Raw genomic sequence first — 16,322 nt, 5'->3', positions numbered from 1 at the left:
GTGATTATTGAATGGCTAGGTACACCGTCCATGAGCAGCGCCGATCTTCAGATGTGCTAGGCGGTAAAGCAGCGTGCGCCGCGACACCCCTAGAGTGCGTGCTGCAAGGCTCCGGTTACCGCCGCTGTCGCGCAGACTCTCGAGTAGAACGCCACGCTCGAACTGTTCGATGCGCTCACGCAGTGAAAGACCAGCCGGATGGCTTGTCGATTCGGTGGCAATGGGAAAGTGTTCCGGTCTCAGCTCCGCGTCTTCGCATAACAATACGGCACGCTCGACGAACCCCTTCAGCTCTCGAACGTTTCCAGGAAAGGCATAACCCGATAACGCACTCAACGCAGCTTCCGACCACTGCACGGGCTCTCGCCGTGAATTCTGGCAGGCTATGTCCGAGAAATGCCGGGCCAGTATTTCGATGTCTTCCACGCGATGACGTAGCGGAGGAAGCTCTATGGGGAACTGCGCCAAACGGTAATAGAGGTCTTCTCGAAAGCGTCCTTCGGCGACCAATGTCGGTAGATGGCGATGGGTCGCCGCGATGATTCGCACATCCACCTTGCGAACGTCGTTGCCGCCCAGTGGACGAATCTCGCCCTCCTGCAAGACCCGCAGAAGCTTTGCCTGTAATTGCAGCGGCATATCGCCAATTTCATCGAGTACCAGCGTACCGCCATCAGCTGCGTCGAACAGGCCAAGCCGATCACGATCGGCGCCGGTAAACGCGCCTTTGCGATAACCGAAGAGTTCGCTTTCCAGAAGAGCTTCCGGAAAGGCGGCGCAATTCTGTACCACGAGCGCGTTGGAGCGACGAGGCCCGTGTTCGTGAATGGCACGAGACACTATCTCCTTGCCTGTGCCGGTTTCACCGGTCAGCAACACCGTGCAGGTACTGTCGAGAATCTTGCTCAGAAGATGGGTGGTTCGATCCAGGGCAGCGCTACGCCCTATAAGTCCAAAGCGCTCTACCGGTAGGGCGCGCCTGCGCGGATGAAGCCTCGCGCCCCCAGGCCCGGCTGACGAATGCAGAACGGATAATTGAGAAATCACGAACGACCCTAGCGCGCCCAGAGATTCTGCGTAGCCTTCCAACTCTCCAGAATGCCTGCTCACACATATCAGTACCCCGACAGTTGTCCGCTCACGATTGTGCAGCGGAACGCACAGCAGTGATTTCCACTCTTGCGCCTGTACCGGTAGAAAGCGGGTTCCGTAAAGACTGCTGCTGATTTTCGGCACGCTGACAACCCGGTTCTGAAGCAGACAGAACTGCAGTAAAGGCTCGTCCCGGTAGTCTTTAAGTGAAGTCGCTTTCTGGTCAGGCTGAATGACGCTGTCGACAGCCTGCGCAGCAAGGCAGAGGCGTTTGTGGCTCGAGTCGAGCAAAAACAACTGGCTTGCCTGGCAGCTACTGAGCTCGGCAGCATATAGTACAAAATCATGCTGCAACGACTGGCTGTCGGCTGATCGGGAGAGCGCCGAGTATCGCGAAACCAATGTTTGCGCATAGCCTAATGGGTCGTGTAGCGAATGAAAGGACGAGACCACCTTATTCGAACTCACAGACAACACCACCTGAACTGTCCAGTGTTGCGTGAACCCTGACGACCTTGTCACCACGGCTCATGGCGCCAAGTAAATGGTCTGCTATCAAGGGGGTCAGACTGGACTCCAGTAACTGATCGATCAGCCGGGCGCCGCTGTCGTCTTGCGTACACTGCTCAAGCAGATGACAAACCAGATCATGCGAATAGCTGAAGGTCAGGCCACGGGATTGAAGTCTCTCGCCAAGACGAGCCAACTTTAACTCGACCAGTTCACGCAGCGCCGACCCCATGATCGGGTAATAAGGCACAACCCGCATTCTAGCCAGCAATGCCGGTTTGAAATGCGCACTCAGTATCGGTTTCAGCCTGGTTTTCAGCTCCGTGACATCAGGCCGTCTGCCCTCGTGGCAGCGTGCATGGATCAGATCGGCACCCAGGTTGGAGGTCATCAGAATGAGAGTGTTGCGGAAATCGATTTCCCGGCCCTCTCCGTCGTTGGCCGTGCCTTTATCGAAAATCTGGTAGAACAGATTCAGTACATCCGGATCAGCCTTCTCCACCTCATCGAGCAGAATGACTGAATACGGTTTGCATCGAACGGCATCGGTCAACATGCCCCCTTCGCCATAACCAACATAGCCCGGAGGGGCGCCGATCAATCGGGAAACGGTATGCTTCTCCTGAAATTCGGACATGTTGATCGTCGTGAGAAAACGTTCGCCGCCGTACAACAGATCAGCCAGAACAATGGCTGTTTCCGTCTTGCCCACTCCGCTGGGTCCGACAAGAAGAAATACCCCTGTTGGGGCACCGGGTGCATTCAAACCCGCAGCCGATGCCCGGACTGCCTTTTCAATGGTCAGCACCGCCTGCTCCTGACCCCGGATGCGCATACGCAGCTCTGAGGAAAAGCTGTTGATTGCCGGGCTGTGCTCCTGAGCCAGGCGCGATACAGGAATCCCGGTCCAGCCACCCACTACTTCAGCTATCAGCCTGGGGCATACCTCAAAGCTCACGAGACGGTCGGTCAGCTGAATATCGATCAGGGTCCTTCGAACCTGAGCCAACTCGGACGCAAGCGCGCGTATGGAGTCACACTCACTCGCCTCAGCCGACTGTGCTGTTCGGTCAGCCAGTTGCTTGCGCAGGTCCAGCAGACGCTCGACGGCTGCCCGCTGATCAGCCCAGGTACACTCCAGTGCTGCAGCCTCGCTCTGCAGCCGTGACAGATCGGCAGCCAGCGTGTCCAATGCCTTGTCATCAACCGACAGACCGGCATTGGCATCACGCAGCACTGCCTCGAACTGCCTCTGCTGACGCGCTATCTCGCTTCGTAGATATTCAAGACGCTCCGGCACGGCGATCAGAGCGATTCGTGCTCGAGCGCAAGCTGTATCAAGCAGATCGATTGCCTTGTCCGGCAACTGGCGCCCGGTGAGATAGCGTGCCGAAAGCCGGGCTGCGGCGACTACAGCATCATCGCGCAGATAGACACCATGAGTACGTTCATATAGCGGAGCAAGCCCGCGCAGAATGGTGATGGCCTGCTCTACTGTCGGCTCCAGCACCCGGACCGGTTGAAAGCGACGTGCAAGCGCCGGATCCTTTTCAAAATATTGTCTGTACTCGGCCCACGTCGTCGCTGCAATGGTCCGTAACTCGCCGCGTGCCAATGCCGGCTTCAACAGATTGGCCGCATCCGAACCACCCGCCTGCGCACCGGCGCCGATGAGTGTGTGGGCTTCATCGATGAAAAGAATAACCGGCCTGGATGAGGATTTGACCTCGTCAATCACGCCCTTCAAACGACGCTCGAACTCGCCCTTGATACTGGCACCCGCCTGGAGCAGCCCCATATCCAGAGACAGTAATTCAACGTTTTCCAATAGATCCGGGACTTCCCCGTGAACGATTTTAAGCGCCAGCCCTTCGACAACCGCAGTCTTGCCGACACCCGCCTCGCCCACCACAATGGGGTTGTTCTTGCGTCGACGAGACAGGATATCGATCATCTGACGCAGACAGTCATCACGGCACAGCACAGGATCGAGCAACCCCTCCCTGGCCTGCTGCGTCAGATTATGAGTAAAGCGTTCGAGCAGCGAATCACATTGATTCACTGACGATTTTGTTACCTCCGGCATCTGTTCGGCAAGGGCATGATCGCGAAAGCGCTCGATATTAATCTTCGCCAATAATGGCTGGTATGGACGGTCGGCATAGCGCAAGGGATTACGCAGCAAGGCAAGAATCAACGCAGACTGATCAATCAGGCTTTGGCCCAGATCCAGATTGGCAATCAACAGCGCGTCCTGAAGCCATTGAACAAGTTCGGCAGAAAATGCCGGGCTCCGGGTAGCACTTTGCTCGACTGGCGGGTGAAGAAACCCTGCAAGTTCGTCAGCTCCAACCTCGGCGTCCAGTAGCGCACGGGAAAGCATCCCGTCAGGTCTTTCCAACAGGGCAAGCAACAGGTCTTCAACCAGAATTTTGCTGCTGCCTCTCGAAACGCAGCGTTCGGCCGTTCCCTCCAGTTCTCCGCGGGTAGGCGCATCGAGGGCATTGACGAGTTGCTGCAAATCTACATCGATCATGAGTCGTCCTTAATGTATCAGTCTGTTGAGCATGACCAGACCCAGGGCATGCTCGCGCCCGAGCCAGGTGGTCCAGCCCAGGTGACAGGTGTTCGATTGGCCAATACGCAGTTCTCTGATGTCTTCATGGCGCAGCTCAAGACAAACGTCGTAGTCCAAAGGGTCGCGTAACGTGAATCGGACAAGAGCGCCCAACGGACGGTAGCCAGGGCCGATGGGTAAAAATTCGTGGAACCGCTCCCAATCGAGTTCTTTCACGTGGACGCGGAACTTGCCACTCCGATCAGGGACCCGATTACCCAGCACAACAGTGCGTCCTAACTGATGATTGGTCACTCCAAGGCAATTAAGCTGAGCGCTGCGAACATCGACGGTTCGCTCAACGCACTGCTCGATAAACAGCTGAGCGTGCTTGAAGTAATAACGAAGCACCGACTCGATCAAGGCGGCTGAATGAGCGCGCAGGCTCAAGAGCCCCAGATACGGCAACAGCCGTTTCCAGTTCAATTCGGGAGTTTCGCGAATGCGCTGCCCGTGCAGGCCGATCAGTGCAAACAGCTGTTCGGAAAACGGATCTGTCGCGCCACGGGTGAACATGGCGTGATAGCGATACTTGCGCCATACGGGGAGCATTAACATCTGCAATCGACGATTAAAGATATCCAGAAAATCGCGAGTCACATTAGGCTTGTCCCGCTCACCCAAGGCTTGTTCAGCATAAAAAGCGGGTAATGGAGAGCCGGAACCGACCAGGCTCATCACATTTAGATCAAGTCGTACGTGCAACTGACCCTGCTCGTAAAAAAGCTCCATGCATTCAATATCACTGCCAGGAAATCCAAGACCCGGATTTGCCCGCAACTCGAGAAAATCATGAACGCGGCGCTCATCCGTATGTGGATGGATTTCACGCAAAGTATTGAGAATCAGCGGTATCGCCTGATAAACAGAGTACCGCCGTATGTCCTGACTCAGCCTGGCTAAAGCAGCGGTTGGATGCCCATGCGCGGTGCCCATTCGTATCCTCCACCGTGTGTGCTCTTTACATGCAGTTCGTGAAAGGAATTCAGGCTCGCGTAGAGCGCAAAGAATTCGTTTAGGACGGAGGCGAACAAGAACAAACTGCCCTCCCCTGCAAAGCCGTCAGGTTCGACGGTCAACTCCGTCCTGACGCCCCTTACAGGCAGCCCGTCATGCAGGCAGTCGATATGTTGGTGCCGAATGGACTTCAACCCGCCCAGGAGATGCTTGCTGACTTTCTCTGCCTGCGAATCGTAATACCGAGGCAAATCGTAAGTTTCGAGAATCACTTTCAGTGCTTCGATATTTTCGAGCGACAAATAGTTGAGCGACATGTTACTGATCACACGCCAGAGAAAATCCCCGTCCATGGGTGGCGCAAATGTTTTCGTGGCAGGCGTTATATTTCTGAAACGCAAAAAGTCAGGGGTGCCCTCACATGGTTTACATAGGCCTCCTGCCTTGATTTGCCACGGAAGGTCGCCGTTAGTGCATGTCATCTCAATGGACATTGTCTCGTCAGTTCGCCCCGCTCGAAGACCGAAGCTTAAAAATGTATCGAGCCCCTTGTGCTGCAGCGAAGTACGATGCCTCACGCTGTAGTAAGGCGAGTCACTATCCACATCGACCGCAGCGTCATGTTCAAACGATTCGAAGGGTACGTAATTCTGATAGCCCAGCCCTCCAGGCTGCCAGCCAACCACCTTATCGACCGAGTACACACCACAACCGCCGTGTGCGTAATGCGCAGGAATGAGCAGATATTCGTCCTGCCGGGCATCCGCAAGAATGGGCAAGGCATCCTGTTTGAACAGGTTCACGACCGGCGTGCAGTAAAGCTTGATGTTTTCGAGGGTAGGACGAAGATGTTGCATGTCCTTTCCTTGCACATCAAAAACAAGTTGTAGCCCGCGCGCGCGCTTCAGCAGGTCGTCAGTCAATGAGTGAATGACATCGAAACCGAGAACATCGACAAAGAGAAACTTCTCAGGGAAAAAGAAATACTCTTGCAGGTAGCGATAGCCCCGAAAGGTATTTAGTGGGTAGGGAATCAACGACTCCTCTTCAGCGAAGCCTACAGGTTTCACTTGTTCCACAGGAATGATCAGTTCGATCGCTTTGCCTGAAGAGTTCAGTAACGGTTCGCCCATCGCATCAAGAGGCAATAATGTGATGCCCTTGAGCTTCTGCATCATCGCGAAGTAAATAGCTTGGCTGACGCGACGCTCACCCGCCAGGTGCAAGCGCAACTGACTGAACTTTACCTCGCCTAAATGGCTGCCTCCATTCATCGCCAGACACAGCTTCAGCGTTGTCCCGCCCCCGCTTGACGAACAATAGAGGTGAGTCAGTTTCAACGGTAATACCTGAGTGGCAAAGCAGGTACGGAAATGGCACACCTGATCATTGACTGGCTCGCTTTCTACAGGTGTTGCTCGCTCCACAACGAAACCCGGGCCGGAGCCGTCCAGAGCGTCAAACTGAAGCATGCTCACCGAGGGCAGAGGTCGAAGGTAGTTGGGCCATAACAACTGCATGAGGGAGTGGGTCAGCTCAGGTAAATCTTCATCCAGCTTTTGACGCAAACGGCCCGTCAGGAAAGCAAACCCCTCAAGTAAACGTTCTACGTCCGGGTCCTTGCCCGCCTGCCCTAAAAAAGGAGCCAGCGCCGGATTACGCTCGGAGAAGCGACGCCCAGACTCTCGGAGAGCCGTCAGTTCTTCTTGATAATAGAGGTTAAATGACACCGTTTTTTCTACCTGGCCGGTCGTAAATCGATAATGAAAAATCTGGGTGTAAAACTGTAGATAATCGGCGCACCGCTTCGCGAGGCGAAAAACTTACTCAAACAATACTTATTTTGCCGTCGCCACCGAGCAGTGCAGAAAATCGAATGGACTTCTTTACACCTGCAATGTCCAGAGCCGCACCGATCGAGAATGTCCGCCTCAGCAGACAACCTTCGTATTCTTCCACCGTCACGTGAACATCGAACAATCGTGGTTCATATGTTCGAATCATCTTTTCGATGATCATGCGAGAGTGCCTCAGCGTATCGTCAAGGCTCAGCCCCATATTGTTCAAGTCAGGGAGACCATAATCAGGCAGCATCTTTACGCTACCGGCGCGCGTACCCAGCATCTTGGTCAGATGAGCCGATATCAACATCATTAACTGCTCTTCCTTGTCAAAAGACTGCTGTTGCAGTACGTCACCTGCCAGGCGTTGAAAGAGGCTACCTTTTGGATTCATCATCAATAAATGATCTACTCTTTATCCATTTTGCCGACCAGCGACAGCGTAAAGTCAGCGCCCATGTATTTAAAATGAGGACGAACATTTAGACTGACCCGGTACCAGCCGGGATCACCCTCAACATCACTGACAATGACCTGTGCCGTGCGCAGCGGCCGTCTGCCACGCACTTCTGAACTCGGATTCTCCTGATCCGCAACGTACTGACGTATCCATTTGTTAAGCTGACTCTCCAGGTCCGCTCGCTCTTTCCAGGACCCTATCTGCTCTCTCTGCAGCACCTTGAGGTAATGTGCGAGGCGATTGACGATCATCATGTAGGGCAGTTGAGTACCTAGCTTGTAATTAAGCTCGGCTATTTTCCCCTCTGGATTGTTGCCAAAAAACTTGGGCTTCTGTACTGAGCTGGCAGAAAAGAACGCTGCATTGTCGCTGCCCTTGCGCATGGTCAATGCGATAAAGCCCTCTTCCGCCAGCTCGTATTCACGCCGGTCAGACACCAGTACCTCAGTCGGAATCTTGGTCTCGATTTCACCCATACTGTGGAAGTGGTGTAAAGGCAGGTCTTCAACAGCACCGCCGCTCAAAGGACCAATGATGTTGGGGCACCAACGAAATCTGGCGAAGCTGTCTGTCAGCTTTGTAGCAAATGCATAGGCCGTATTGCCCCACAAATAGTGCTCGTGGTCGTTCGAGACGTTTTCCTCATAGGCAAACGTCTTCACCGGATTTTCCTTTGGCCCGTAGGGGCTGCGTAAAAGAAAACGCGGTACTGTCAGTGCGAAATAACGCGCGTCTTCCCGCTGCCGAAAGCTTTGCCATTTAGCGAACTGCGGCCCTTCGAAGTGATCTTTCAGATCCTTTAGATCGGGCAGACCGGTGAACTGCTCAAGCCCGAAGAAATTGGGGCCTGCGGCCGCAACAAAAGGTGCATGCGCCATGCAGGCAACGCTTGAAACGTACTGCATGGTCTTCACATCGGGAGCGCTCGGCGAGAAGAAATAATTGGCAATGATCGCGCCCACGGGATTACCGCCGAACTGACCATATTCAGCGGTATACACATGTTTGTAGAGTCCCGACTGCACCACTTCAGGTGAGTCTTCAAAATCGTCCAGAAGATCTTGCTTGGAAACACTTAACAACTCGATTTTTATATTTTCGCGAAAATCGGTTCTATCAATCAGTAACTGTAGCCCGCGCCATGATGCTTCCAACGCCTGAAATTCTGCATGATGGATAATCTCGTCCATCTGGCGACTCAGCTTGACGTCAATCTCGGTAATCATCCGATCAACCAGCGCTTTTTTGACCGGCTCGTTGTTATTACGCGGCTTCAGCAGTTCTTCAATAAATGCAGCCACCCCTCGTTTGGCAATACCATAGGCGTCGTCACAAGGCTCTAATCGGGTATGTGCAATAATCTGATCGAGAATTCCATGGTGAAGTTCACCTGCATCGCGCTGCGGTATGGCTTTTGTGTTCATATATTAATTCCTGACAATGGGTCCGATGTTACTGTTGCGCCGCGACATCCAGGCCAAGCTCATCCAGCACGTTCTTACGCGATGTTTCGTCCGTAATTACCTGCTCGATGGCCTTACGAAAAGAAGGCATGTTCCCCAACGGCCCCTTGAGCGCCATGAGGGCGTTGCGCAGCTCCATCAACTTTTTAAGCTCAGGAATCTGTTCGACGAGACTGGCAGGGTTGAAGTCTTTCATCGAAGAGACCTTGATGCTGACAGTGAGATCGTCAGCCCCGCTTTCAGCCTGCAAGCGGTCAGGTACACTCAGTACCAGCTCAAGCTCCTGTTTCGCCAACACATCATCGAAATTGTTCTTGTCGATACTGATTGATTTACGGTCCTCAAGCTTTCGCTCATCCGTGCGCTGTATGAAATCGCCAAGAACCAGCAACTTAAGTGGCAGCTCTATTTCTTCCTGCGCGCCACCAACAGCAGGCTTGAACGTCACGTTGATCCGCTCTTTGGGCGCTACAGAGCCTTCTCTGGCCATTCCATTTCCCCTCAATTTATTAAACTGTATGTTAGCCATCAATAAATCTTTCGAGGTCGTGATGACACAACCTCTGGTAAATCACTTCTTTGCGCGCTGCGGCCTTATCGTTCAAAGCCATTCGCTCGTAACAGCTATATAACAAGCGAGACACGTCGAGGAAGATCGTGGGTTCCCATGCAGGGAGGCTTGCTGATTGGAGCTCCTGATCAAGATACTCTAGTTGAACTTTCGCCAACTCATATTTGTGTGCATCGATACAGAGACGTGCGATGCATAGCTTGCAGAAAAATCGCTCTCGCCCGCCTTCCACACCGTTCAAGTGATCATTCACTAATTGCACAGCGGCTTTAAGCCCTTTTGCCTGCAAAACCGGCAGTGCATCGTGGTACAACGAATTTCGTTCTGAGGCGTCATGCTGACTTTCGCTGCCACACGCATTCCCGGCATGGACCTCGGCAGGCAGGATATAACTGGCGATCCACTGTAATGTCTCCGCGTCTGCAAACGGCACACCGTCGTGAAAGCGAAGTTCAACAAGGTCTGGAATGCGCTTTAAAAGTAAAGCAAACTGAGCTTCCACTTCGCGCATTGCCGCTTCGCCCCCCAGGGCTTTCAGACAGTTCCAGACCATTCGCTGACCATCAAACCAAAAAGGCGACCCTGCAAGACTTGCTTCAATATCTACTATAAGGTCTGCGTAAAGACCCTGTTCGAATCGCTCTTGGTAATTGTTCAATTTGTCAGCGGGCAACCTCCTTAACGGGGTTATTTTTTCACTGTTTCTTTCAGGAAGACTGTCCACTGCATACCAGGTCTGCGAGCGACCCAGGCGGAAAGCTCGCGGATCTGTAGTTTTCTGCTTAAGCCACCATCTGCAAAGGCTGCGTACCGAGTTCTCTTGCACACTTAACGTCCGCTGGGCGTCTTTCTCGTTGTCGATGTGAGAGTCACTTGAAAACAACTGGACCGCAGCCTGCTTGACACGCTCCACCACCTTGGCAGGCTCTTTCTCAACTTGCTCAGCGCGCTGAATCATACGGGCGAGCCGTCTTCGCAACGGCAGCAGCAACGGGGCATCACTTCCCAGATACAGATTAAATATTTCGTCCAGGCCATCAAGCTGTCTGAGCAGTTGCTGGAATTCAGGAAGCTGGTGAGTAATGGAAATATCCTCTCCCAGCGCCTTGTCGAGTTTCAGCAAGAGCCATTGCATGGCCGCTGAACGTGTTCGTAATTTTTGGGGATGAAAAAGCAGCCAATGCTCTTTGCACACATAATGAATCAATCCCAGCCCCGCAGATAATCCGTTAACAGACTCGCATTCATATAGAGCCCACGCCAGCCAGCTGGCGACGCGCAGGTCTTTGGACTGATTTGAAAGGATATGTTCGCAGCCCTCCCTGATCCGCAGCCAGTCTACATTCACTTCCCCGAGAATGGCCTGTGCACCGCCCAACTCACGCTCCAAGGCTTCAAACGCCGTAGAAAAACGGATGTCTTCGCCTGCATAATCACCCGTTGCGACAGGCTGCCGGGCCAGATCCAGATATCGAATAGAGAGCTTGTCTTTACTGGCCACTGCTCATATTCCCACACATCGTGCATTTCATTGTTAACGTTTTTTCCAACCACTCATAAAGCCAGACAGACCTTATCGCCATGAAAACCAGCAAGCAAGGTGACACCTGAAAGATATTAAACTTTCGGAAAATTCTTACAAACAAACGAAGAGAATACGTAGGAACGCATATAATTTATGTACCAAAATATTTAACAACCTAACTATCTATTGACTAAACACGCTATCACATGCTCATCAAAACACACATATATATTCGGATTAAAACTCACCCAGGAGGCGCCATTAAACGGCCAGCAACCTTGCCAATAGCACGTACAAAATCCATGACCTTCCGCACAAAAAGACCAGATATAAAAATATTGATATATTTGGATAGAATCATGGAAAGCTGCGCAAAAAAATGAAAATAGTGCGCAGATACTTGCGCAAGTTACTCGAAAAAACTTACAACGAGCGGCACCCTCATAGCCAAATCAGCTGACAATACTGACTTAAGAGATACCTGGCACGTAACTTGTTATAGCGATGCTTCGATCTCCAAGCCAATTCGCTTGTGAGGCGCCACCGACTGTAAGGAAGGACGTTAATGCCTACACCCGCCTATATGACTGTCATAGACGCCAATCAGAAAATACTGACAGCAGGAGCTTTCACAGCAGACTCTGTCGGCAACGTCTATCAGGAAGGCCATGCAGATGAAGCAATAATCCAGGCATTCAGCCATAACATCATTACACCCTGTGATACGCAGTCAGGACAGCCTACTGGCCAACGCATTCATGGCCCTGCGTGTGTCACGAAAATTTTCGACAAGACCTCGCCATTGCTTCTGGAGGCTCTTTGCTCAGGCTCAACGCTAAGCACAGTCGAAATCAAGTGGTACCGGACGTCTATCGATGGCAAGCAGGAACACTATTACACCACCACCCTGGAGGATGCGGTCATCGTCAACATCAAGTCCTACATGCACAACTGCCAGGATCCGCAGAACTCGCACTTTGGACACCTGGAGGACGTTCAATTCAGCTATCGCAAAATAACCTGGGACCACGTAAAGGCCACTACTACCGGGTCTGATGACTGGAGAAGTCCGAAGTCGGAATAACTCCGCTGCCCCGGCGGTTCGACAGGATCGGCGGGGTTTTTATAAACCGGCTAGACACGGTGGTCCATATGACGCTGAACCCCACTGATCGACCTTATTTCAGCCTGAGCATTGACGGCCCTGAGCATGATTTTCAAATCCTTTCTTTTACCGGCCATGAAGCTATCAATCAGCCCTTCTTTTTCAAGCTTGAGCTGGTCAGCGAGCGCACGTCGATGGATCTCGAAAGCCTGCTGAATTGCCCCGCATTTCTTCAGTACACATCCAGGGGTAACGGCATTCATGGAGTGATCGATCAGGTTTCCCAAGGCGACTCAGGCAGGCGTCTTACACACTACTCAGTCACCTTGCGACCGAATCTGGCAAGGCTCAGGCATCGTACCAATCAGCGTATTTTCCAGAATCGAACAGTAAAGGAGATTATTGAGCAGGTACTGAAAGAACATCATCTGATAGGCGACGCCTACAGCTTCCAGCTCGGTATGACTTATCCCGAGCGCGAATACTGCGTGCAGTATGGCGAGTCCGACCTGCACTTCATCCAGCGGCTTTGCGAAGAGGAAGGCCTGCACTACCACTTCAAACACAGCCACACAGCACATCAACTGGTGTTTGGTGATGACCAGACCGTATTTCCTAAACTAAATCCGGTTATCTATAAGCCGGACAGTGGCCTGGTACCGGGTAAGTCGGTCATCAAGCGCTTCAGGTTGCGCCTGGAAACACGTACAAACAGCGTTACTCATCGCGATTATCACTTTGAAAAACCACTTCTGAAAATGGAAGGTTCGGCATATGACGACGCCCGGCCGGAGCTGGAGCACTACGAGTACCCGGGCGGCTTCATTCATCGGGATCGAGGAGCGCATCTGGCGAGCCGCGCACTTGAGCGCCATCGCCAGGATTACCGACTGGGCGATGGCCAAAGTGATCAACCCACCTTGGTCAGCGGTCATTTTCTACCTTTGCGCGAGCACCCCAACGAGGAATGGAACGACCTGTGGCTGTTGACCGAAGTTCGTCATGAGGGCCGCCAGCCGCAGGGGCTTGAGGAGTCCGCCCATGCATTACAGAACAAGGGGGACTTTCATCAAGGCTATCGCAATACCTTTCTCGCTACACCGTGGCAAGCCTCGTATCGCCCTCCCCGGCATCATCCCAAGCCAAGAATATTCGGCAGCCAGACCGCTGTGGTCACCGGCCCGAAAGATCAGGAAATACACTGCGACCGGCACGGTCGGGTCAAAGTGCAGTTTCATTGGGACCGCGAGGGGCAGGCCAATGATCGCAGCAGCTGCTGGGTAAGAGTTTCGTCCGGTTGGGCCGGTCATCACTACGGCAGCATGGTCATCCCGCGAGTGGGTATGGAAGTACTGGTGACGTTCCTTGACGGCGACCCTGACCGTCCATTGGTCAGCGGCTGCCTGTACCACGCAGAGCACGTCCCGCCCTACGACCTGCCTGCACATCAGACGCGCAGTGTATTCAAGACCCTGAGCAGCCCCGGTGGCAATGGTTCCAACGAACTGCGCATCGAAGACCGGGCCGGTCAGGAGCAGATCTACATTCATGCCCAGCGCGACTGGGAGCAGAACATCGAGCATGAGCAGAAAATCCGGGTCGGTCATCATCGGCATGAGCGGATCGAAGGCAGCAGCTACAGCGAGTTCAAGACCGAGGAACATCGGACTGTCGATGGCGACCGGCTGACCGAGGTAAAAACGAGCGATCACGTCACCGTGGGCGGAACCCGGCACATCAAAGTGGGGGATGGATTACTGGCCCACGCCGGACAGGAAATCCACCTCAAAGCCGGTAACAAACTGATCATTGAGGCGGGGCTTGAAATCACGCTAAAAGCAGCCGGCTCCTTTATCAAGATCGATGCCAGTGGCGTGACCGTGAACGGGTCTCAGATAAAGTTCAATTCGGGGGGCAGCCCCGGAAACGGCTCTGGAGCAACCCCGCTACTTCCAGGTAATGCAGAGCGACCAGAAGCTGGCGAATCAGGTGACATGCTGATCTCCGCACAGCGACAGGCAATGATACGCAGCCCACTTTGTAGCCAATGCTCGCAAGCAACCGAAGAAACGAAAAAATGAATCAAGCCAATTATCTGTTGATTGACGGAGTGCTGAGACCTGACGCCTTAAAGCAGCTATACCAGCGCGACGAGCCTATCGAGATCGCTCCGCTTTATCTCGGCACACGGTGGGCAGAGATCATGGATTTAGGCCCGGTACTTGTGCGCACAGCTCATCCCTCCGAACTCATTGCGCAGTGGCATCGCCATCCTGAACAACGTATCGACGCCTGCATTTTTTTCAGCAATGCGTCCTTGAAAATCGTCTCTGAACATTTGCAGCGTTTCCTGAGCCCCCTTGATTATCTCGGTCATTCAAGTCTGCTGCGCTTCGCAGATCCGCTGGTGATGCACTATTGGCTATCGAGCTATGACCCTGAACATTTGAACTTGACGCTAGGCCCCATCGATCAACTCTGGGTTCAGTCACCCCTGCGCATCTGGCAACAAAACCTCGATCCAGCGATCACGACATTTGTTAACGAGCGTGCGCAAAAAGTCTCTCGAGCGCATTTTCCTCTGGTGAGCGAACGTCAGTTGCAAGCCTTCGAAAGCTGCCATCGATGGCTATTCGAAGGGCGCCTATATGAATGGATCAAAAAGCAGGATCCGCGGGCCTTTCTGGATCAGAGCGACGATCAAATCGAAATCTGGCTGACGCATGTCGTGGACAGCGCAATTGAGTGGGGGCTGGTCAGTGAGTACGCACTGGCGACCTGGGCCGACATCTGCCACGACTGGGGCCTGGGCTTTGTAAGCTCGCCACAGGGCCACTACCAATCCTGGTGCGCTCAGTCCCCCGAGCATCAGCATTTGCCCCCGGAACTGCGCATAAACGCACTCGATGAATACCGTCAGAAAGTTCGTACCGACAGAGATGCCATGCATGACCGATAAATCCGGCACACTAACGCAACGACGTGCTGCAACGTTCGCCAAGATACCCGCCACGGCTACCAGTCTGTGCCCCTTCCGAAAACCTGAAGTCGCCATCGTGCCAGTGCGCTATGCGCTGGACCGCTCTCGCTACGATACCGCTCCCGAGAAGCTGAAACCGCTACTCAAGGGCAGCCGCTGGGCGGTGATGCCGAAGCTGAAAACACGCGGCTATACCCTTCGCCAGCTGTATGACGGCTATGTGTATGTCTACGACGAAACGGCCGAAGTGTTGCATGAGTACGCGGTGTCAGCCGCCACCGGCAACCTGAGCCGTATTGTCTGGACCGATGCGCAGCTTGGCAGCGACCAGCGCAGTGGCGGCAGCGATGCCAAGCCTTTTCTGCTCTATCCGCGAAACAACCTGCTGCGCATCGCCTTTTCAGCGCAGCAGTGGACCTGGCGAATCTGCGAACACCTGCGTTCGAACCCGGCAAGCCGCGATTCATGGATGAAAGCGCTGGATCTGAAACGCTACTGCATGACCATGGCCGAGCCGCATACCCTGCCGTTGAACCGCATCGCCGAGGCGGTGGCGGACATCGACAAGGAGCATGTGGTTGATGATGACCGCTTTGCAGACTCGGCTGTTCCTACATCCGAGTCCTCCAGTGAAGAAACCCAGCCGCTGTTTTCGCCAATCGGCGCTGACGTTTTCTGGCAGGGCAGCGTTGAAGATCAGGACAGTTCCCTGCTCATCGCCCTTGATGACCCGCTGGCTATTTTCAATGATCTGGGCATGCAACTGGCCGCCGATCAGGCCGCTTACCGCAACTGGCAAGCCGAACACGAACACAAGATCCAGATCGCCCAGACTGTCACCGCACTGTGTGGCGCTGAAGGCGAACCGGAGAAATTGCCGGCATCGGTGCGCGGCAATGCGGCGCTCACTCACCAGTATCTGGGAGAGCTCGAAGCTTACTTCGAGCAGTGCATCCTTGAGGAAGCGCAGATCAGCAGCAGTAACGTTCCCGGCGATTTTCTGCTGATGCCGGACATGTTCAAGAGCCTGGACATGCGCAAATCGATTGAAATGCGTTACGGCAGCGCGCCCTCCGACGAGGCCCTGCAAGCCTGGAAAGATCGCCACAAATGGCGGCGCGAGGTCGATCTGAGCGGTGCGCGTCAGTACCTTCAGCAGCACCTGCCAACCGGAGACACACTGCTGCAACAGGTGCGTGAT

At 53.7% G+C, this 16,322-nt stretch carries 12 protein-coding genes; 4 read left to right on the top strand and 8 right to left on the bottom strand.

The genetic code is table 11. The features are described 5' to 3' along the window. Positions 1-15 precede the first annotated feature (15 nt). The 8 genes from LIX91_RS06650 to tssA form a co-directional block, all read right to left on the bottom strand. Positions 16-1,560 (bottom strand): sigma 54-interacting transcriptional regulator, encoded by a 1,545-nt coding sequence (locus tag LIX91_RS06650; RefSeq protein WP_410524748.1) that lies wholly within the window; start codon positions 1,558-1,560, stop codon positions 16-18. Beyond that, entirely contained in the window at positions 1,547-4,138 is a 2,592-nt protein-coding gene (tssH, locus tag LIX91_RS06645) for a type VI secretion system ATPase TssH (protein ID WP_226488209.1), read from the bottom strand. The genes LIX91_RS06650 and tssH overlap by 14 nt, the downstream gene beginning before the upstream one ends. A gap of 9 nt (positions 4,139-4,147) precedes the next feature. Further along, positions 4,148-5,155, bottom strand: coding sequence for a type VI secretion system baseplate subunit TssG (tssG, locus tag LIX91_RS06640; RefSeq protein WP_226488208.1), 1,008 nt, complete (start codon positions 5,153-5,155; stop codon positions 4,148-4,150). Further along, complete coding sequence (gene tssF, locus LIX91_RS06635) at positions 5,119-6,906, bottom strand: type VI secretion system baseplate subunit TssF (protein ID WP_226488207.1); 1,788 nt, start codon at positions 6,904-6,906, stop codon at positions 5,119-5,121. Before tssF ends, tssG begins: the two co-directional genes overlap by 37 nt. A 97-nt stretch (positions 6,907-7,003) precedes the next feature. Then, positions 7,004-7,414, bottom strand: a complete 411-nt coding sequence (gene tssE / locus LIX91_RS06630) for a type VI secretion system baseplate subunit TssE (RefSeq protein ID WP_004417961.1) — start codon at positions 7,412-7,414, stop codon at positions 7,004-7,006. Positions 7,415-7,425: 11 nt separating this feature from the next. Then, positions 7,426-8,901 carry a type VI secretion system contractile sheath large subunit gene (tssC, locus tag LIX91_RS06625; RefSeq protein ID WP_003416260.1) on the bottom strand — a complete coding sequence of 492 codons (1,476 nt, stop codon included), beginning with the start codon at positions 8,899-8,901 and terminating at the stop codon, positions 7,426-7,428. A gap of 28 nt (positions 8,902-8,929) precedes the next feature. Next, positions 8,930-9,430, bottom strand: a complete 501-nt coding sequence (gene tssB, locus LIX91_RS06620; RefSeq protein ID WP_226488295.1) for a type VI secretion system contractile sheath small subunit — start codon at positions 9,428-9,430, stop codon at positions 8,930-8,932. Between the two features lie 31 nt (positions 9,431-9,461). Beyond that, on the bottom strand, positions 9,462-11,012 hold the full coding sequence (gene tssA, locus LIX91_RS06615) for a type VI secretion system protein TssA (protein ID WP_226488206.1): 1,551 nt from the start codon (positions 11,010-11,012) through the stop codon (positions 9,462-9,464). A gap of 589 nt (positions 11,013-11,601) precedes the next feature. Here tssA and LIX91_RS06610 point away from each other — a divergent pair. The 4 genes from LIX91_RS06610 to LIX91_RS06595 all read left to right on the top strand — a co-directional run. Then, complete coding sequence (locus LIX91_RS06610; protein WP_003416256.1) at positions 11,602-12,120, top strand: Hcp family type VI secretion system effector; 519 nt, start codon at positions 11,602-11,604, stop codon at positions 12,118-12,120. A gap of 68 nt (positions 12,121-12,188) precedes the next feature. Continuing rightward, positions 12,189-14,222, top strand: coding sequence for a type VI secretion system tip protein TssI/VgrG (gene tssI, locus LIX91_RS06605; protein WP_103695475.1), 2,034 nt, complete (start codon positions 12,189-12,191; stop codon positions 14,220-14,222). Beyond that, entirely contained in the window at positions 14,219-15,100 is an 882-nt protein-coding gene (locus tag LIX91_RS06600; protein ID WP_103695474.1) for a DUF4123 domain-containing protein, read from the top strand. Before tssI ends, LIX91_RS06600 begins: the two co-directional genes overlap by 4 nt. Continuing rightward, positions 15,090-16,322: toxin VasX (locus tag LIX91_RS06595; RefSeq protein ID WP_317135432.1), on the top strand; the 1,233-nt coding region annotated here is incomplete at its 3' end. The genes LIX91_RS06600 and LIX91_RS06595, both read left to right, overlap by 11 nt.

Origin of the sequence: Pseudomonas sp. B20 (assembly GCF_020515755.1) — a bacterium.
Classification (GTDB): Bacteria; Pseudomonadota; Gammaproteobacteria; order Pseudomonadales; family Pseudomonadaceae; genus Aquipseudomonas; species Aquipseudomonas syringae.
Note: the sequence above shows the minus strand (reverse complement) of the source record. Positions and strands in the feature narration are given on the sequence as shown.

Excerpts from the sequence above, each read along its gene's own strand:
- LIX91_RS06600 (WP_103695474.1), top strand. The coding sequence starts at position 14,219 with ATGAATCAAGCCAATTATCTGTTGATTGACGGAGTGCTGAGACCTGAC.
- tssG (WP_226488208.1), bottom strand. The coding sequence starts at position 5,155 with ATGGGCACCGCGCATGGGCATCCAACCGCTGCTTTAGCCAGGCTGAGT.
- tssE (WP_004417961.1), bottom strand. The coding sequence starts at position 7,414 with ATGATGAATCCAAAAGGTAGCCTCTTTCAACGCCTGGCAGGTGACGTA.
- tssC (WP_003416260.1), bottom strand. The coding sequence starts at position 8,901 with ATGAACACAAAAGCCATACCGCAGCGCGATGCAGGTGAACTTCACCAT.
- tssB (WP_226488295.1), bottom strand. The coding sequence starts at position 9,430 with ATGGCCAGAGAAGGCTCTGTAGCGCCCAAAGAGCGGATCAACGTGACG.
- LIX91_RS06610 (WP_003416256.1), top strand. The coding sequence starts at position 11,602 with ATGCCTACACCCGCCTATATGACTGTCATAGACGCCAATCAGAAAATA.
- tssI (WP_103695475.1), top strand. The coding sequence starts at position 12,189 with ATGACGCTGAACCCCACTGATCGACCTTATTTCAGCCTGAGCATTGAC.
- tssH (WP_226488209.1), bottom strand. The coding sequence starts at position 4,138 with ATGATCGATGTAGATTTGCAGCAACTCGTCAATGCCCTCGATGCGCCT.